Genomic DNA, 16,902 nt, shown 5'->3' on the forward strand with positions numbered 1-16,902 from the left:
GGTTTGAGGAGTTACGGCAGGCTGACGGAGGCGGAAGCTCGGATCCGCGGCCCCGAACCGCTCCGAGCACGCGCCGCCGCCCCGAGCGACCCGAGCCCGGGCCGGCGCGCGGGCGTAGCCTAGAGGGGTGAGCTCTCCCGTCGTTCCCGCCGCTTCACCGCGCGTCAGTCCGCTCGACGCGGTGTCGTTGCGCGCCGACTTCCCGATCCTCTCGGAAGAGGTCAACGGGCACCGGCTGGTCTACCTCGACTCCGCCGCGACGAGCCAGAAGCCCACGGCGGTCCTCGACGCCGAACGCGACTTTCTCACGCACGCCAACTCCGCCGTCCACCGCGGTGCCCACACCCTCGCGGCCGAGGCGACCGATCTCTTCGAGGATGCCCGCGCCGCCGTCGCCGGTTTCGTCGGCGCCCAGCCCGAGCAGCTCGTCTGGACGAGCGGCGCGACAGCCGGCCTGAACCTCGTCGCCTACGCGATCGGCAACGCCACGCTCGGCCGCGGCGCGCCCGCATCCGCACCGTACGCGCTGACCCCGGGCGATGAGATCGTCACGACGGCGATCGAGCACCACGCCAACCTCATCCCGTGGCAGGAGCTCGCCGCCCGCACCGGCGCAGTGCTCCGCCACATCCCCGCACGGGCAGATGGCACGCTCGACCTGGATGCCGCGGCATCCATCATCGGTGAACGCACCCGGATCGTCGCCTTCACCCACGTCTCGAACGTGCTCGGCATCGTCAACCCGGTCGCCGAGATCGTCGCCCTCGCGCAGGCGGTCGGCGCTACGACCGTGCTCGACGCGTGCCAGTCGGCCCCGCACCTGCCGCTCGACCTGCCGGCGCTCGGCGTCGACCTCGCTGTCTTCAGCGGTCACAAGATGCTCGGCCCCTACGCGATCGGCGGACTGTACGGCCGCGCCGAGGTGCTCGACGCGCTGCCGCCGTTCCTCACCGGCGGATCGATGATCACCACCGTGACGCTCGACCACGCCGAGTACTTGCCGGCTCCCCAGAAGTTCGAGGCCGGAACGCAGGCGGTCGGACCCGCGATCGGTCTCGCCGCGGCCGTGCGCTACCTGCAGGACGTCGGACCCGAGAACATCCACGCGCACGAGGTCGCCCTGGCCGAGCGCATGGGCGCGGGCCTCCGCGAGATCCCCGGCGTCCGCCTGCTGGGCGACGCCCCGGGCGCGGAGCGCGTCGGCCTGTGGTCGTTCGACGTCGCCGGCGTGCACGCGCACGACGCGGGCCAGTTCCTCGATGCCCAAGGCATTGCGGTGCGGGTCGGGCACCACTGCGCCGCGCCACTGCACCGGCAGTTCGGGATGACGGCATCCGTCCGCGCCTCGGCGGCGCTGTACAACACCGAGGACGACGTCGACCTGTTCCTCGACGCGGTGCGCGGCATCCGCGGCTTCTTCGGCGTCAGCGATCAGGCCGAAGGGGCGCACGCATGACCGGGCTCGACTCCCTGTACCAGGAGCTCATCCTCGACCACTCGAAGCACCCGGTCGGCAACCCCCTCCACGACGTCGGCGATGCGGCGCACGCCGACTCGCACCAGAAGAACCCCGTCTGCGGCGACGAGATCACGCTGCGCGTCGCCGTCGACGGCGACCGCATCACCGAGGTGTCGTGGGAGGGCACGGGCTGCTCGATCTCGCAGGCCTCGGCCTCGATGCTCGCCTCGCTGGTCGAGGAAGAGGTCGAGGGCGACGGGATGACGCGGGCCGACGCGGCCGCCCTCATCGAACGCTTCCGCGAGGCGCTGCGCTCGCGCGGCAGCATCCCCCTGGACGAGGAGACGTTCGGCGATGCCGCGGCGCTGTCGGGCGTCTCGAAGTTCTCGGCGCGCGTCAAGTGTGCGATGCTCGCCTGGGTCGCCCTCGAAGACGGCCTCGGCCGGGCCTGAGCCCCGGCTCACCGCGGATCGGCCGCAGAGGTCGGTTCAGGCCGAGGGCCGAGCGCCGGTCAGGCCGAGGGCCAGGCGACGGATGCCGCGGGCCAGTCCGATCGCTGCAGTTCCGCGAGCGTCTCGCGCTGGCGCTGCACCGACTCGAGCGAATCCGTGCGGAACGCCGTCGCGATGACGACCTCGCGCCAGTACTCGTCGCGACCCTGGTACGTGGTGAACGCGCGCGTCGCCAACGGCTCGAGCAGCGCCCACGCCTCGTCGGCGGTCAGGTACCCCGCGACGTAGGCGTAGCGGACGCCGCCGATCGCGCGCTCGATGTCGGCGGCCAGCAGCAGCCGGGGCGGACGCTCCTCATCGCCACGCGCGAGGTCGTGGATGTCGAAGACCGGCAGGTCGGTGAGGGCCGCGATGCGCGACATCATGTGCTCTGCCGCATCGCTCTGCGCGACCTCCGCGAACCGCGTCGAGAGCACGCCGCGGGCGAGCGTGTCCGCGACGAGAAGCTCGGCGTCGGAGCGCGAGACGATCTTGAACTGCTCGTCGAGCGCAGCGCGGAGCTGCTGCATGCCCGGCAACGGCATCGCGAACCAGGGTGATCCGTCGGCGCCGTCACGGTGCTTGGCGCGCAGGTCCTGCGGCAACTCGGCGAACGTCGGCGTGAATGCGAGCGAGGAGTTCCACCCGCGCATCGCGAAGTCGCTCGCGGCGTCGAGCGCCAGGATCTGCTGCTGCCGCGGCGTGAGCGGACTCCGCGCCGCGAGCGCGAGGTACTGCCGCTGCGCGTTGCGCGGAGCGCGGGCGTCGCGCACAGCGAGGACGATCGACGCGACGAGCAGGCCCGCGCACATCCCGAGGAAGAGACCGAACAGGTTGTTCCCGAAATCCTCGCTGCCCACCCACACGTACGACAGCACGAAGCCCAGGATGCCGATCGGCACCGCGATCGCCGTCACGGGGAACGCCCGCTTGCGCATGGCCTTGGGGTCGGCCTTGCGCCGAGCGTCCAGCATCCGTGTGTACCGCCGCCGAGGGCGGACGGGGAACTCCACGTCGCCGGGATGGTTCTGGAGGGCGATCACGGGTTCCGTCACCCCATCATTTTGACAGCACCTCCGCCTCGAGGCGGGCGTAGGAGTCTTCCATGCCGTCGGCCATGCCGGTAGCGAGGACCGTGTCGCGCGTCTCCTTGTCGGGATACTCGATGAGGAGCGTGAGCAGGGTGGCGCCGTCCTCTTCGTAGAGCTGGAGGTCGTTGACCGTGCCGGGCCCCTCGACTCCCGACATCCGCTCGGTCGCGACCTCGCGGCGCGGCGCGTCGAGCTGCAGCAGCTCGCCCTCGAACCCGAACGCCGTCTCGGGGGCGCCCTCCTGCTCCCACGCGTACCGGAACGTCCCGCCCACCTCGGTGGCGGGCTCGGCGACCGTCATCGACCAGCCGTCCGGACCCAGCATCCACTTCTTCAGCAGCTCGGTCTCATGGTGCGCGCGCCAGACGAGCTCACGCGGACCGTCGATGAACCGGGTGATGCGCACATGCGTGTCGTCGAGCAGTTCGACGTGCGTGCCCTGCCCCTGCGCGTAGGCGCGGAGGTCCTGCACGACCGCGTCGAGCTGGCCCATGGCGAGGCGCGAGCCCTCGATGGCGCCCATCGCGATGACCTGCTCGAGCCCCTCAGCGGACGTGAAGTAGGTGACGTTCGTCAGGCGCGAGCCGGTCTCGGTCGTCTCGAACGAGAACAGCATGCGCATCGCCGGGAACTGCTCCATCGGCTCGCCGTTCTCGTCGGCGAACGCGTCGAGCACCTCGAAGCTGCGGCCCTCCTCGATCGTGATGAACTCCCAGGTTCCGCGCGACTTCTCGCCCTGCGGGCTCGACATGGCGTACTGCGCGCGTCCGCCCGGGGTGAAGTCGAACCGCGTGAAGGTCGCGGGCCAGCCGGGAGGGCCCCAGAAGCGCTCGAGCTGCGCGGGCTGCGTGAACGCGCGCCAGAGGCGGTCGACGGGCGCGGCGACATCCGCCACGAGCGTCATCGTGAGGTTCTCGGCATCGGTGGTGATGTCGGTGACGGGCATCGAATTCTCCTTCGAACGGATGGTGCGCGTGGGGTGGGTGTGCGGGCTTGCGGGTCTGCGGGTCTGCGGGTCTGCGGGGGTCAGTCTTCGGGCTCGGCGAGCAGGGCGTCGAGGCGATCGACGCGGGCACGCCAGAGGTCTTCGTAGCGGGCGAGCAGGGCCCGCGCGCGGGCGATCATGGCGGGGTCGGCGCGGACGAGGCGCTCGCGCCCCTCCGCCCGCTTGACGATGAGGCCGGCCGTCTGGAGGACGCCGACGTGCTTCTGCACCGCGGCGAACGACATGTCGTAGTCGGCCGCGAGCGCCGACACCGACTGCTCGTGCTCGATCGTGCGGCGGAGGATGTCGCGACGCGTCGCCGTAGCGAGCGCGTGGAAGAGACGGTCGATGTCGTCATCGCTCAGCTCGCTCCGCTCACTCGGTCGGGGTTCGTTTCGTGCAACCATTTGGTTGTACGTTAGGGCTCGGGGTGGCGGGTGTCAACACCCGCGGCGGAACGAATTTCGGAGATCGACGCGAAACTCGGACCGGGATGCCACATCCGTCCGAATCTCGCGCGATTCTCCGAGGTTCGACCGGATGCGGGCGGCGTGAACAGCTACGGGCGCGGCTAGCGCGAAGCGCAGGCGACGCACATCGTCGCGTGGGGGCGGACCTCGAGGCGCTCGACCGGGATGTCGCGGCCGCAGCTCGCGCACACACCGTAGGTGCCTGCGGCGACGCGGGCGAGGGAGGCCTCGACCTCGGCGAGCTCTGCCCGCGCGGCTCGACGTAGAGCCTCGACCCGCTGCCACTCCCCCGACAGCGTCGACCCCTCGGGGTCGTGCTCGTCGTCGGCGGTGGCGTCGGCGCGGTCGTGACGAAGGCTGTCGTCGTCGGCATCCAGCCGGTCGAGCTGCACGGTGAGCTCACGCTTGCGCTCGTGCAGTCGCGCTTCCGGGTCCATCCCGCGACCCTACGCCCGCAGGAGGTCGTCGTGGCGACGCGGCTCGCGCCAGCTGTGTCTCACGACGACACCGGCCAGGATGACGGTCACGGCGAGCGCATGGAGGGCGATGATCGACGGCCCGAAACTCGGCCCGACGAACACCGACTCTCCCGTGGGGGCCGTGTAGCGGCATCCGACGCCGAGGGGAAAGAGTTGCCAGGCGCCCTGGGCCGCGACGGATTCGGGCACCACGGATGAGTCGAACACGAGACGGTTGCCCGCAGCGTGCGCGCAGGCGCCGCTCGGCCCGTCATTGATGCCGGGGGGCATCGCTGCCAGCAGGGCTCCAGCCCACAGCACCGCAGCCACGAAGGCGAACAACAGTTTCAGCGCGCGGGTGCCCGTCCGGGACGTCATGCGGGAACCCTACCGATGGGCCCCGCGCGGTACGGGCCCGGTCCCTTCGGCCACACGAGTCGCTACGTCAAGCCGGTGACATGGTCGGCCGGATCGGCGCACGCTGGGAGTGGAAGGGAGAACGACATGACCGATCACCACGACAACGAGGCCGAGCACGCCGACGAGGGTGCCCAGCACGCCCCCGACGAGAACCCCTCGACGGAGGAGCTCGAAGAGCCCAGCGTCGCGAAGGAGCCGGGCGAAGAGCCCAAGGCTCCGGAGCAGAAGGACGAGGAGCCGAGCCACCACGCCGTCGGCATCGGGGTCATCGACGACGAGTCCTCGCCCCTCGCGCCCTGACCCCGCCCCTGATCCGGCCGGGAGGCCCGGCCTGGCGATACATCTGCAGGACCGGTGGTGCTGGTGTCGTCTGGGCGCACGTCGGAGGCGACAGCAGCACCGGCCGCCCGACGGATGTATCGCCACCGGGCGCCGAGCCGGCACCAGAACCGTGAGGGCGGCGTGAGGAGCGGGCGCGGGGCCGTATGGATTCCGTGAGGACAGCGGGCGCGGCATCGGGCGGGGTGTTGCATCGGATCTCGTGCTCGACCTCATCTATCTCGCCGCGATCCTCGCGCTCTTCGCCGTCGCCGGCCTCATCGCCCGGGGGGTCGAGAAGCTGTGATGGTCTTCTCGCTCCTCGCGGCGGTGCTGGCCGTCGCCGCCATCGTCTACCTCGTCGTCGCCCTCGTGCGGCCCGAACGGTTCTGACGTGGATGCCGCGCAGATCGGGTTCGCGTCGTTGCAGATCGCGACCCTCGTCCTCATCCTCGTCCTGCTGTACCGGCCCGTCGGCGACCACATCGCTCGCGTCTACACGTCGCCGCGCGACCTCGCCGTCGAACGGGGCGTCTACCGCCTGATCGGCGTCGATCCACGCGCCGAGCAGACCTGGCAGGCCTACGCCCGCGGCGTGCTGCTGTTCTCGCTCGTCGGCGTCGTGATCGTCTACGGACTGCAGCGCCTCCAGCCGATCCTGCCGTTCAGCCTCGGCCTGCCCGCACCGAGCGAGCACCTCGCGTTCAACACCGCCATCTCGTTCGTGGCCAACACGAACTGGCAGTCGTACTCCCCCGACACGACGCTCGGCTACACCGTGCAGTTCGCGGGTCTGGCCGTGCAGAACTTCGTCTCGGCCGCGGTCGGCATAGCCGTCGCCATCGCCCTCGTACGGGGCTTCGCGTATCGCCGCTCGGGGACGATCGGCAACTTCTGGGTCGACCTCGTGCGCGGGCTCGGCCGCATCCTCCTCCCGATGGCGATCGTCGCGGCCGTCGTGCTGCTCGCAGGCGGCGTGATCCAGAACTTCGCGGGCTTCACCGACGTGCAGACGATCGCCGGCGGGGCGCAGTCGATCCCCGGCGGACCGGTCGCCAGCCAGGAGGCCATCAAGCTGCTCGGCACGAACGGCGGCGGGTTCTTCAACGCGAACTCGGCCCATCCGTTCGAGAACCCGACGCCGTGGACGAACCTGTTCGAGATCCTGCTGCTGCTCGTCATCCCGTTCGCCATGCCGCGCGCCTTCGGCCGGATCGTCGGCGACGATCGCCAGGGCTACGCGATCGTCGCGGTCATGGGCGGAATCTTCCTCGCCTCGATCGCCCTCGGCTCGTGGGCCGAGGCGTCGGGCGGCGGCACGGCGACGCAGCTCGCCGGCGCCGCGATGGAGGGCAAGGAGACCCGGTTCGGCGTCGCCGCATCGGCACTGTTCGGCGGCGCTTCGACGCTCACCTCGACCGGCGCGGTCAACGCGATGCACGACAGCTTCACACCGCTCGGCGGCATGATGCCGATGCTCAACATGATGCTCGGCGAGATCGCTCCCGGCGGCGTCGGTTCAGGGCTGTACGGGATGCTGGTGCTCGCGATCCTCGCCGTTTTCGTCGGCGGCCTGCTGATCGGACGCACGCCCGAATACCTCGGCAAGAAGATCGGGCCGCGCGAGATCAAGCTCGCGAGCCTGTACATCCTCGTGACGCCGACGCTCGTGCTCGCGGGAACGGCGCTGAGCTTCGCGATCCCGGCCGTGCGCGCCGACGTCGAGGGCACCTCGATCTGGAACCCGGGCGTCCACGGCCTGAGCGAAGTCCTCTACGCGTTCACCTCCGCGGCGAACAACAACGGCTCGGCTTTCGCCGGCCTCACCGCCAACACCCCGTGGCTCAACACGGCGCTCGGCGTCGCGATGCTGCTCGGCCGGTTCATCCCGATCGTGCTCGTCCTCGCCCTCGCCGGATCGCTCGCCGCTCAAGACACCGTGCCGTCGAGCGCCGGCACCCTCCCGACGCACCGCCCGCAGTTCGTGGGCCTGCTCGCCGGCGTCGTCGTCATCATCACCGCGCTCACCTATTTCCCGGTCCTCACCCTGGGCCCCCTCGCCGAAGGACTCTCCTGATGTCTGCCCCTCTGACCGAAACCCGGCCCTCATCCGGCCCGTCGTCCGCGGACCCGGACGCCAGCCCGGCACCGCGCCGGCGCAGCGCGTTCAGCCTCGAGCAGGTCGGTGCCGCCCTCCCCGGCGCGGTCCGCAAGCTCAACCCTGCCGCCCAGTGGCGGAACCCCGTCATGTTCCTCGTCTGGGTCGGCGCGGCCCTGACGACGGCGATCGCGATCGCGGAGCCGTTCCTCGGCGGTCCCGAGACCTCGGGCGGCTCGGCGGTTCCGGCCGGGTTCACCTGGGGCATCGCGGTCTGGCTGTGGCTCACGGTCCTCTTCGCGAACGTGGCGGAGTCCGTCGCCGAGGGCCGCGGCAAGGCGCAGGCCCAGGCGCTGCGCAAGACCCGCACGACGACGACCGCGCGCCGGGTGGTCTCATACGACGAGCGGACGGATGCCGCGGCCCGCGGCTCCGCGACCGAGGAGGTGCCCTCGGCCGACCTGCGGCTCGGGGATGTCGTGCTCGTCGAGGCCGGTGAGCTCATCCCGGGCGACGGCGACATCGTCGACGGCATCGCGACGGTCGACGAGTCGGCCATCACGGGCGAGTCGGCTCCCGTCGTCCGCGAGTCCGGCGGCGACCGCAGCGCCGTCACGGGCGGCACCCGGGTGCTCTCCGACCGCATCGTCGTAAGGATCACGTCGAAGCCCGGCGAGACCTTCGTCGACCGGATGATCGCCCTCGTCGAGGGCGCTGCGCGTCAGCGGACGCCCAACGAGATCGCCCTCAACATCCTGCTCGCGAGCCTGTCGATCGTCTTCGTCGTGGTCGTGCTGGCGATGAACCCCATCGCGTCGTACAGCGCCTCGCCCGTCAGCATCCCGGTGCTCGTCGCGCTGCTCGTCTGCCTGATCCCGACCACGATCGGCGCCCTGCTGTCGGCCATCGGCATCGCGGGCATGGACCGTCTCGTGCAGCGGAACGTCCTGACCATGTCGGGCCGTGCGGTCGAGGCGGCCGGCGACGTGACGACCCTGCTGCTCGACAAGACCGGCACGATCACCTACGGCAACCGCCGCGCGTCGGAGTTCGTCGCGATGACCGGCGTCGACGGCGCCGAGCTCGCCCGCGCGGCATCCCTCTCGTCGCTGTCGGACCCGACACCCGAGGGCACCTCGGTCGTCGAGCTCGCGGCCTCGCAGCACGTGGTGGGCGAGCTGCCGCGCGACGCCGTGGCGGTCGCCTTCACGGCGCAGACGCGCATGAGCGGGGTCGACCTGCCCGACGGCACACAGGTGCGCAAGGGCGCGTCGGGGTCGGTGCTCGCCTGGCTCGACGCATCGGCACGACCGGTCTCGGCCGAGGCCCGCGCCGAGCTGCTGCACCACGCCGACGCGATCGCGCAGTCCGGCGGCACGCCGCTCGCCGTCGCGACCCTCGACCCATCCGGTGCCGGGACGCTGCTCGGGGTCATCCACCTGAAGGATGTCGTCAAGGACGGGCTGCGCGAGCGCTTCGACGAGCTGCGCTCGATGGGCATCCGCACCGTCATGATCACCGGCGACAACCCGCTGACCGCTGCCGCGATCGCGAGAGAGGCGGGTGTCGACGACTTCCTCGCGGAGGCGACGCCCGAAGACAAGCTCGCCCTGATCCGCAAGGAGCAGGAGGGCGGTCACCTCGTCGCGATGACCGGCGACGGCACGAACGACGCACCCGCCCTCGCGCAGGCCGACGTCGGCGTGGCGATGAACACGGGCACGTCGGCGGCGAAGGAGGCCGGCAACATGGTCGACCTCGACTCGGACCCGACCAAGCTCATCGACATCGTCCGGATCGGAAAGCAGCTGCTCATCACGCGCGGCGCCCTCACGACGTTCTCGCTCGCGAACGACATCGCCAAGTACTTCGCGATCATCCCGGCGATGTTCATGGGGGTGTTCCCGGGGCTCGCGGCGCTCAACGTCATGCAGCTGTCGTCGCCGGCGTCCGCTGTCACGAGCGCCATCGTGTTCAACGCGATCGTCATCATCGTGCTCATCCCGCTCGCGCTGCGCGGCGTGAAGTACCGCGCGGCGAGCGCCTCGTCGATCCTGAGCCGCAACCTCGTCGTGTACGGGCTCGGCGGGGTCATCGCACCGTTCGTCGGCATCAAGCTGATCGACCTCGTCGTCAGCCTCATCCCGGGCTTCTGAGCCCCCCTCCTGGAGACCTGTCATGTCCACCGCTCGCGCCTCGTTGCGCACCTCCGCCGTCGCCGTCCGCGCGATGATCGTCCTCACCCTCGTCCTCGGCGTCGGATACACCCTGCTGATCTCACTGGTCGGGCTCGCGCTGCCGTCGCAGGCGAACGGCTCGCTGCTGCGCGATGCGGAGGGCGAGGTCGTCGGCTCGTCGCTCATCGGCCAGTCCTTCACGGATGCCGACGGCGAAGCGCTGCCGCAGTACTTCCAGTCACGCCCCTCGGCGGCCGGCGACGGCTACGACGCGGCGGCGTCGAGCGGGTCGAACCTCGGCCCGAACAACGCCGACCTCGTGACCGCGATCGAGGAGCGCCGCACGGCGATCGCCGACCGCGAGAGCGTCGACGTCGCCGACGTGCCCGCGGATGCCGTCACCGCCTCGGGCTCGGGCCTCGACCCGCACATCTCGCCCGCCTACGCCGCGCTGCAGGTGGCCCGCGTGGCTGCCGAGCGCGGGCTGCCCGAGGCGGAGGTGCGCGACCTCGTCGCCGCGCACACGGCGGGCCGCGACCTCGGGTTCCTGGGCGAGCCGCGTGTCGACGTCGTCGAGCTGAACCTGGCGCTGGACGGTCTCGCGCCGTGAGCTTCCGACCGGGCGCGGATGCAAGGGATGCGGGGCGGCACGCCGGGGAGCGTGGCCTCTCGGCGGGGTGTCGTGCCCGATCCCTCGCATCGCGGCGCACACGAGCGGGGCGAGCGGGGCGAGCGGGCGGGGAGAACTAGGGTGATGCCGTGAAGCGGGGACGGCTGCGGGTGCTGCTGGGTGCGGCGCCGGGCGTGGGCAAGACCTACGAGATGCTCGAAGAGGGCCGCCGGCTGCAGGATGCCGGGGTCGACGTCGTCGTCGCGATCGTCGAGACCCACGGTCGGGCCGCGACCGCCGCGATGACCGCCGGCCTGCCGATCGTTCCACGGCGCCGCCTCGAGCACCGCGGCGTCACGCTCGACGAGATGGACCTCGAGGCCGTGCTCGCCCGAGCCCCGCGCGTCGCCCTCGTCGACGAGCTCGCCCACACCAACGTCGGCGGCTCGCGCAACGAGAAGCGCTGGCAGGACGTCGAGGAGCTCCGGGATGCCGGCATCGACGTCATCACGACCGTCAACGTCCAGCACATCGAGTCGCTCGGCGACGTCGTCGAGCAGATCACCGGCGTCGCGCAGCGCGAGACGGTGCCGGATGCCGTCGTGCGCTCGGCCGACCCGATCGAGCTGGTCGACCTCGCTCCGCCGTCGCTGCGTGACCGCCTCGCCGCCGGCCTCGTCTACCCCGCCGAGCGCATCGACGCCGCCCTGTCGAACTACTTCCGGCTCGGCAACCTGACGGCGCTCCGCGAACTGGCACTTCTCTGGCTCGCGGACGAGGTCGACAGTGCCCTGCAGGACTATCGCGCCGAGCACGGCATCCGGGGCACGTGGCAGGCTCGCGAGCGCGTCGTGGTCGCGCTGACCGGCGGGCCCGAGGGCGAGACGCTCATCCGGCGCGGCGCCCGCATCGTCGACCGTTCGGCCGGCGGCGAGCTGCTGGCCGTCCACGTGTCGGGCCAGGACGGGCTGCGCACCGCCGACCCGGCGGCCCTCGCTGCTCAACGGGCTCTCGTCGAATCGCTCGGCGGCAGCTACCACCAGGTCGTCGGTGACGACATCCCCGCCGCCCTCGTCGAGTTCGCGCGGTCGGTCAACGCGTCGCAGCTCGTCGTCGGTGTCAGCCGTCGCGGCCGGCTCGCTGCGGCCCTCAGCGGTCCGGGCATCGGCGCCACCGTCATCCGCGAGTCGGGCGATATCGACGTGCACGTCGTGACGCACGCCGCCGCCGGCGGCCGCTTCACCCTGCCCCGTGTCGCCGGCGGCGCTCTCAGCGTGCGGCGCCGGATCCTCGGTTTCGTCGTCGCGCTGACCGGCGGTCCGCTGCTCACGTGGCTGCTCGTCGCGCTGCGGAGCCCCGAGTCGATCACGAGCGATGTGCTCGCGTACCAGCTGCTCGTCGTCGTGGTCGCGCTCGTCGGCGGACTGTGGCCCGCCGTCTTCGCAGCGGTGATGTCGGGGGTGACGCTCGACTTCTTCTTCGTGGCTCCGCTGTACACCGTGACGGTCTCCGATCCGCTGCACGCGTGGGCGCTGATCCTGTACGTCGTCATCGCGCTCCTCGTGAGCGTCATCGTCGACCGCGCGGCCCGGGGCACGCGCGCGGCCCGGCGGGCGGCGGCCGAGGCCGAGCTGCTCGCGGCGGTCGCGGGCAGCGTGCTGCGGGGCGATGGCTCGATTCCGGCCCTCGTCGCGCGGGCGCGCGAGGCCTTCGGGATGTCGGGTGCGCGCTTGGTCGCGTCGGACGGGACCGTGATCGCCGCCGACGGCGAGCCCGTGCGCGACGACCGCCACCTGCGCGTCGACGTCGGACGCGAGGCCGTGCTCGAGCTCCACGGCAGCGAGTCGGAGCAGCTCGACGGCTCGGAACGCCGGCTGCTGGATGTCGTCGTCGCGCAGCTCGCCGCCGCGCTCGAGCAGGCCGACCTGCAGCGGGCGGCGAGCTCGGCGTCGGTGCTCGCCGAGACCGACCGGGTACGCAGCGCCCTCCTCTCGGCGGCGAGCCATGACCTGCGGCGCCCTCTCGCCGCCGCCGTCGCGGCACTCGGGGGGCTCCGCGCGGCCGGCCCCGCGCTCGACGACGCCGACCGCGACGAGCTGCTCGCGACCGCCGACGAGAGCCTCGGCACGCTGACCTCGCTCGTGACCGACCTGCTCGATGTGAGCCGCATCGAGGCCGGCGCTCTCGCCGTCGCCCTGCGACCGGTCGACACGGCCGATGCCGTGCTCGCCGCGGTCGACGAGCTCGGTCTCGGGCCCGCTGCGGTGGAGCTGGCGCTGGACGAGGCGATCGGGCCGGTGCTCGCCGATGCGGTGCTGTTGCAGCGGGTGCTGGTCAACGTGCTGGCCAACGCCCACCGCCATTCGCCTGCCGGAACGCCGGTGCGCATCAGCACGAGCTCGCTGGGCGGGCAGGCCCAGGTCCGCGTGATCGACCACGGACCCGGCATCCCGCCCGAGCGTCACGGCGACGTGTTCACGCCCTTTCAGCGGCTCGGCGACACCGACAACACGACCGGACTCGGGCTCGGGCTCGCGCTGTCGAAGGGTTTCACCGAGGGGATGCGGGGCCAGCTCGTGCCCGAGCAGACCCCTGGCGGCGGCCTCACCATGGTGATCGAGCTGCCCCTGGCATCGGCGGCGGCGCAAAAGGGCAGGATCGAGGGGTGAAGGTCCTCCTCGCCGACGACGACCCGCAGCTCGTGCGGGCGCTGCGCATCACGCTCGCGGCCCACGGGTACGACGTCGTGGCGGCCGCCGACGGGGCGGCGGCGATCGCGGCGGCCGCGTCCGAGCATCCCGATGTGATCGTGCTCGACCTGGGGATGCCGCGCCTCGACGGCGTCGCCGTGATCGAGGCCGTGAGGGGATGGAGCGCCGTGCCGATCATCGTCGTCTCGGGGCGCACCGGGTCGGCAGACAAGGTGGCGGCGCTCGACGCCGGGGCTGACGACTACGTCACCAAGCCCTTCCAGATCGACGAGCTGCTCGCGAGACTGCGCGCGCTGACCCGGCGGGCCGGCGGTGCCGCATCCGTCGCCGTCGTGCGGTTCGCCGATGTCGAGATCGACCGCGCCGCCAAGACCGTCACGCGCGGCGGCGAGCGCGTGCACCTCACGCCGACCGAGTGGCGGATGCTCGACTTCCTCGCCCGAACCCCCGGGGCACTCGTGACCCGGCAGGACCTGCTGAAGGAGCTGTGGGGCACCGAGCAGGTCAACGACACCGGGTACCTGCGTCTCTACGTCTCGCAGCTGCGGAAGAAGCTCGAGGCCAATCCCGCGCATCCCGAGCACCTGCTCACCGAATCTGGCATGGGCTACCGGCTCATCGTCGAGTGAACGCCGCTCGATACGATCGGGCCGTGCCGCTCGACATCCGCCCGCCCAGCCCCGGCGAGCTGGACCTCCTCGAAGACATCGAGAACGACGCCGACGCGCTGCTGCGCGATCTGCTCGACCCGCCCACCTGGTGGCCGGCTCCGCCCGGGTCTTCTCGCGCTGCGGAGCCGGGATTCCTGCTCGTCGCCCACGTCGGTGACGGGGTGGTCGCGGGGTTCGTTCATGTGCTCGAGCTCGAGGGTCATGCCCACCTCGAACAGCTGTCGGTGTCGCCCGAGCACGCTCGCCGCGGGTACGGCCGCAAGCTCGTCGAGGCGGCGATGGCGTACGCGCGCGACCGCGGCCACGATCGGATGTCGCTCCGCACCTTCGCCGACGTGCCCTGGAACGCCCCGTTCTACGAACGCCTCGGCTTCGCGGTGACCGACCCGCGTTCGGAGTTCGAGCTCATGCTCGTCGAGACGGAGGAGCGCATCGGCCTCGACGCCCTTGGCCCGCGCGTGCAGATGACCGCGAAGCTGTAGGTCGCGTCTGTATGAGACTGGGACCCATGGCAGGTTTCCATCACGTCGAGCTCTGGGTCAGCGACATCGAGAGCGCACGCTCCGACTGGGGCTGGCTGCTTCGGCGGGTCGGCTTCGACCTCGAGAGCACGTGGCCGCAGGGCGAGTCGTGGGCGGCGGGCGGGGCCTACCTGACGCTCACCACCTCACCGAACACGGTCGGCGCCGAGCACGACCGTCGGCGGCCGGGCCTGAATCATCTGGCCTTCCACGGCGGCTCCGCCGCCGAGGTCGATGCGATCATGGCCGACGCCCCGGCCGCGGGCTGGATGCCGCTGTACCAGGAGCGCTACCCGCACGCCGGCGGCCCGCAGCACTACGCCGGCTGGCTCGAGAATGCGGCGGGCTTCAAGGTCGAGGTGGTCGCAACGGGGACCAGCTTCGTCGCGGAGATGAACCAGCACGCAGGCATCTCCTCGTCGCTGTGACCACGCCAGCCTGATCGGGGCTGCCCGGCGAGCACTGCCCGAGGGATGCCGCCGTGTCAAGCCACTGGGGAACCGCTTCTCGCTTCTTCTAGCTTCGGCCCCACAGGACGGCATCCATCAGGTCCTGCGGGTTCGAGGCCTGGAGGACGACATAAGCAGTACCGCTCGCGCGCGACCGACGACGGTCGGCGCCACACGGCCGGGGCGCATCCGGCAGAAGTACAACAAGCGCGAAGCGCTCGCGGGCTACCTCTTCCTGACGCCGTGGATCATCGGATTCCTCGTCTTCACCGTCGGGGCGATGATCTACAGCCTGTACATCTCGTTCAGCAGCTACAACCTCGCCACGAACTCGTCACGCCCCATCGGCTTCGACAACTACGCCCGGCTCTTCGAAGACCCCCGCGTGGCCGTATCGCTGGCTAACACGCTGTTCTACGCCGTCATGGCCGTGCCGCTCGAGATCATGTTCGCGCTCGTGCTCGCGCTGCTGCTGAACCGGATGGGTCGCGGCGCGGGGATCTTCCGCACGCTCTACTACCTGCCGAAGATGACGCCGGCGGTCGCGACGGCCGCGGTGTTCTTCCTCCTGCTCAACGGCAACTCCGGCGCGATCAACCAGGGGCTCGCCGCCATCGGCATCCAGGGTCCCCAATGGCTCGTCGACCCGGCGTGGGTGAAACCCAGCATCGTGATCATGGCGCTGTGGACCGTCAGCGGCACGATGGTGATCTTCCTCGCCGCGCTGAAGAACGTCCCCGTCGAGCTGTACGAGGTGGCATCCCTCGACGGCGCCGGCCCGGTGCGGAAGTTCTTCTCCATCACGCTGCCGATGATCTCGGGCGCGATGTTCTTCAACGTCATCGTGCTGTCGATCGCAGCCTTCCAGGTCTTCGACCAGGCGTATCTGCTCTTCTGGCGGGATCAGAGCAACGCGTCGCCCGAGGCGTCGCTGTTCTACGCCATCTATCTGTTCCAGCAGGCGTTCCGGCAGTTCAACTTCGGGTTCGCGGCGGCCATGGCCTGGCTGCTGTTCGTCATCATCATGGCCGTCACGGTCATCCAGGTGAAGTTCGGCAACCGCTTCGTCTACTACGAGGGCGACCGCTGATGGCGACGAGGTTCCGCACCCCGAAGACCGTCGCCGGCCGCGTCACGCTCGCCGCCATCTCGACCGGCTTCGCCCTGCTGTTCCTGTACCCGTTCGCGTGGCTGCTCGCGGCGAGCTTCAAGCCCCGCGGCGAGGTGTTCGACAACCGCCTCATCCCGCAGACCTTCGTGCCCGAGAACTACGCCGAGGTGTGGAACCAGCTCCCCCTGCTCAGCTGGATGTTCAACAGCGTCGCGATCGCGCTGCTGGCGGCGACGGCGGTGTCGATCTCGAGCTCGATCGTCGCGTTCGGGTTCGCCTACTTCTCCTTCCCCGGACGCAAGCTCCTGTTCGGACTGGTGCTCGCCACGATGATGCTCCCCGGCGCCGTGACGATGATCCCGGTCTACCTGATCTGGAAAGAGACGGGCCTGCTCGGCACCTGGGTCCCGCTATGGGGCGCGAACCTGTTCGGGTCGGCGTTCTACATCTTCCTGCAGCGCCAGTTCTTCCTCGGCCTGCCACGCGAGCTCTTCGAGGCGGCGCGCATCGACGGCGCCAGCTACTGGGGACTCTTCTGGCGCATCGCGATGCCGCTGTCGGTGCCCTCGTTCGTGATCGTGTTCCTGTTCGAGTTCCAGGCGAGCTGGAACAACCTGCAGTCCGCGCTCATCTACCTCAACGCCGGGTCGGTCGACGAGTTCACCGCACCGCTCGGCATCGCCTACGCGATGACCAAGTACAGCCCGACCGCCGGCGGCCAGGGCGACTACCAGTACGTGATGGTGGCCTCGCTCATCGTCACGCTGCCCATGCTCATCCTCTTCGCCTTCGGGCAGCGCTACTTCATCGAAGGCGTCGCCACCCAGGGCCGAAAGGGATGATCCGCGTGCTCGCGCGGGAC

18 protein-coding genes are annotated in these 16,902 nt (G+C 70.8%); 13 read left to right on the top strand and 5 right to left on the bottom strand.

Going from position 1 to position 16,902, the window contains the following annotated elements:
* Positions 1–127: 127 nt before the first annotated feature.
* Together ABIC53_RS11915 and sufU are read left to right on the top strand one after the other, a co-directional pair.
* Positions 128–1,456 carry a SufS family cysteine desulfurase gene (locus tag ABIC53_RS11915; RefSeq protein WP_354451614.1) on the top strand — a complete coding sequence of 443 codons (1,329 nt, stop codon included), beginning with the start codon at positions 128–130 and terminating at the stop codon, positions 1,454–1,456.
* On the top strand, positions 1,453–1,911 hold the full coding sequence (gene sufU, locus ABIC53_RS11920) for a Fe-S cluster assembly sulfur transfer protein SufU (RefSeq protein ID WP_023953189.1): 459 nt from the start codon (positions 1,453–1,455) through the stop codon (positions 1,909–1,911). Before ABIC53_RS11915 ends, sufU begins: the two co-directional genes overlap by 4 nt.
* Positions 1,912–1,970: 59 nt before the next feature.
* Here the strand turns inward: sufU and ABIC53_RS11925 are convergent, their stop codons facing one another.
* The 5 genes from ABIC53_RS11925 to ABIC53_RS11945 form a co-directional block, all read right to left on the bottom strand.
* Complete coding sequence (locus tag ABIC53_RS11925; protein WP_274178093.1) at positions 1,971–3,005, bottom strand: DUF1266 domain-containing protein; 1,035 nt, start codon at positions 3,003–3,005, stop codon at positions 1,971–1,973.
* A 4-nt stretch (positions 3,006–3,009) separates the two neighbouring features.
* Positions 3,010–3,987, bottom strand: coding sequence for an SRPBCC family protein (locus tag ABIC53_RS11930; RefSeq protein WP_274178092.1), 978 nt, complete (start codon positions 3,985–3,987; stop codon positions 3,010–3,012).
* Between the two features lie 80 nt (positions 3,988–4,067).
* Entirely contained in the window at positions 4,068–4,433 is a 366-nt protein-coding gene (locus ABIC53_RS11935; protein WP_274178091.1) for an ArsR/SmtB family transcription factor, read from the bottom strand.
* A gap of 164 nt (positions 4,434–4,597) precedes the next feature.
* The gene (locus ABIC53_RS11940) at positions 4,598–4,933 is read right to left on the bottom strand and encodes a TraR/DksA family transcriptional regulator (protein ID WP_103841693.1); all 336 of its coding nucleotides are present in this window, start codon (positions 4,931–4,933) and stop codon (positions 4,598–4,600) included.
* A 9-nt stretch (positions 4,934–4,942) separates the two neighbouring features.
* On the bottom strand, positions 4,943–5,332 hold the full coding sequence (locus ABIC53_RS11945) for a hypothetical protein (RefSeq protein ID WP_354451617.1): 390 nt from the start codon (positions 5,330–5,332) through the stop codon (positions 4,943–4,945).
* A gap of 126 nt (positions 5,333–5,458) precedes the next feature.
* Between ABIC53_RS11945 and ABIC53_RS11950 the strand changes: the two genes are divergently transcribed.
* The 11 genes from ABIC53_RS11950 (at position 5,459) to ABIC53_RS12000 (ending at position 16,882) form a co-directional block, all read left to right on the top strand.
* The gene (locus ABIC53_RS11950; RefSeq protein ID WP_023953215.1) at positions 5,459–5,674 is read left to right on the top strand and encodes a hypothetical protein; all 216 of its coding nucleotides are present in this window, start codon (positions 5,459–5,461) and stop codon (positions 5,672–5,674) included.
* A 324-nt stretch (positions 5,675–5,998) separates the two neighbouring features.
* Positions 5,999–6,085: a K(+)-transporting ATPase subunit F gene (gene kdpF, locus ABIC53_RS11955; RefSeq protein WP_064955215.1), complete on the top strand. Its 87-nt coding sequence runs from the start codon at positions 5,999–6,001 to the stop codon at positions 6,083–6,085.
* A 1-nt stretch (position 6,086) separates the two neighbouring features.
* On the top strand, positions 6,087–7,769 hold the full coding sequence (kdpA, locus tag ABIC53_RS11960) for a potassium-transporting ATPase subunit KdpA (RefSeq protein ID WP_354451620.1): 1,683 nt from the start codon (positions 6,087–6,089) through the stop codon (positions 7,767–7,769).
* A complete protein-coding gene (gene kdpB / locus ABIC53_RS11965) occupies positions 7,769–9,946 on the top strand; it encodes a potassium-transporting ATPase subunit KdpB (protein ID WP_354451622.1) in 2,178 nt (725 codons plus the stop codon). Before kdpA ends, kdpB begins: the two co-directional genes overlap by 1 nt.
* A gap of 22 nt (positions 9,947–9,968) precedes the next feature.
* Positions 9,969–10,577 carry a potassium-transporting ATPase subunit KdpC gene (gene kdpC, locus ABIC53_RS11970; protein ID WP_274178087.1) on the top strand — a complete coding sequence of 203 codons (609 nt, stop codon included), beginning with the start codon at positions 9,969–9,971 and terminating at the stop codon, positions 10,575–10,577.
* A 149-nt stretch (positions 10,578–10,726) separates the two neighbouring features.
* Positions 10,727–13,246, top strand: coding sequence for a sensor histidine kinase (locus tag ABIC53_RS11975; RefSeq protein WP_274178086.1), 2,520 nt, complete (start codon positions 10,727–10,729; stop codon positions 13,244–13,246).
* A complete protein-coding gene (locus ABIC53_RS11980; RefSeq protein ID WP_274178085.1) occupies positions 13,243–13,917 on the top strand; it encodes a response regulator in 675 nt (224 codons plus the stop codon). Before ABIC53_RS11975 ends, ABIC53_RS11980 begins: the two co-directional genes overlap by 4 nt.
* A 23-nt stretch (positions 13,918–13,940) precedes the next feature.
* Complete coding sequence (locus tag ABIC53_RS11985) at positions 13,941–14,441, top strand: GNAT family N-acetyltransferase (protein WP_274178084.1); 501 nt, start codon at positions 13,941–13,943, stop codon at positions 14,439–14,441.
* A 26-nt stretch (positions 14,442–14,467) separates the two neighbouring features.
* Positions 14,468–14,908 (top strand): VOC family protein, encoded by a 441-nt coding sequence (locus ABIC53_RS11990; RefSeq protein WP_114588904.1) that lies wholly within the window; start codon positions 14,468–14,470, stop codon positions 14,906–14,908.
* Between the two features lie 208 nt (positions 14,909–15,116).
* Complete coding sequence (locus ABIC53_RS11995) at positions 15,117–16,019, top strand: carbohydrate ABC transporter permease (RefSeq protein WP_378718933.1); 903 nt, start codon at positions 15,117–15,119, stop codon at positions 16,017–16,019.
* Positions 16,019–16,882, top strand: coding sequence for a carbohydrate ABC transporter permease (locus ABIC53_RS12000; protein ID WP_023953243.1), 864 nt, complete (start codon positions 16,019–16,021; stop codon positions 16,880–16,882). Before ABIC53_RS11995 ends, ABIC53_RS12000 begins: the two co-directional genes overlap by 1 nt.
* Positions 16,883–16,902 lie beyond the last annotated feature (20 nt).

This window comes from Microbacterium sp. 1262, from assembly GCF_040544895.1.
GTDB lineage: Bacteria > Actinomycetota > Actinomycetes > Actinomycetales > Microbacteriaceae > Microbacterium > Microbacterium plantarum.

Bases quoted from the DNA above. Each gene is read 5' to 3' on its own strand.
- ABIC53_RS11940 (WP_103841693.1), bottom strand. From the start codon at position 4,933: ATGGACCCGGAAGCGCGACTGCACGAGCGCAAGCGTGAGCTCACCGTG.
- ABIC53_RS11930 (WP_274178092.1), bottom strand. From the start codon at position 3,987: ATGCCCGTCACCGACATCACCACCGATGCCGAGAACCTCACGATGACG.
- ABIC53_RS11990 (WP_114588904.1), top strand. From the start codon at position 14,468: ATGGCAGGTTTCCATCACGTCGAGCTCTGGGTCAGCGACATCGAGAGC.
- ABIC53_RS11945 (WP_354451617.1), bottom strand. From the start codon at position 5,332: ATGACGTCCCGGACGGGCACCCGCGCGCTGAAACTGTTGTTCGCCTTC.
- kdpC (WP_274178087.1), top strand. From the start codon at position 9,969: ATGTCCACCGCTCGCGCCTCGTTGCGCACCTCCGCCGTCGCCGTCCGC.
- ABIC53_RS11950 (WP_023953215.1), top strand. From the start codon at position 5,459: ATGACCGATCACCACGACAACGAGGCCGAGCACGCCGACGAGGGTGCC.
- kdpF (WP_064955215.1), top strand. From the start codon at position 5,999: ATGGTCTTCTCGCTCCTCGCGGCGGTGCTGGCCGTCGCCGCCATCGTC.
- ABIC53_RS11935 (WP_274178091.1), bottom strand. From the start codon at position 4,433: ATGGTTGCACGAAACGAACCCCGACCGAGTGAGCGGAGCGAGCTGAGC.
- kdpB (WP_354451622.1), top strand. From the start codon at position 7,769: ATGTCTGCCCCTCTGACCGAAACCCGGCCCTCATCCGGCCCGTCGTCC.
- sufU (WP_023953189.1), top strand. From the start codon at position 1,453: ATGACCGGGCTCGACTCCCTGTACCAGGAGCTCATCCTCGACCACTCG.
- ABIC53_RS12000 (WP_023953243.1), top strand. From the start codon at position 16,019: ATGGCGACGAGGTTCCGCACCCCGAAGACCGTCGCCGGCCGCGTCACG.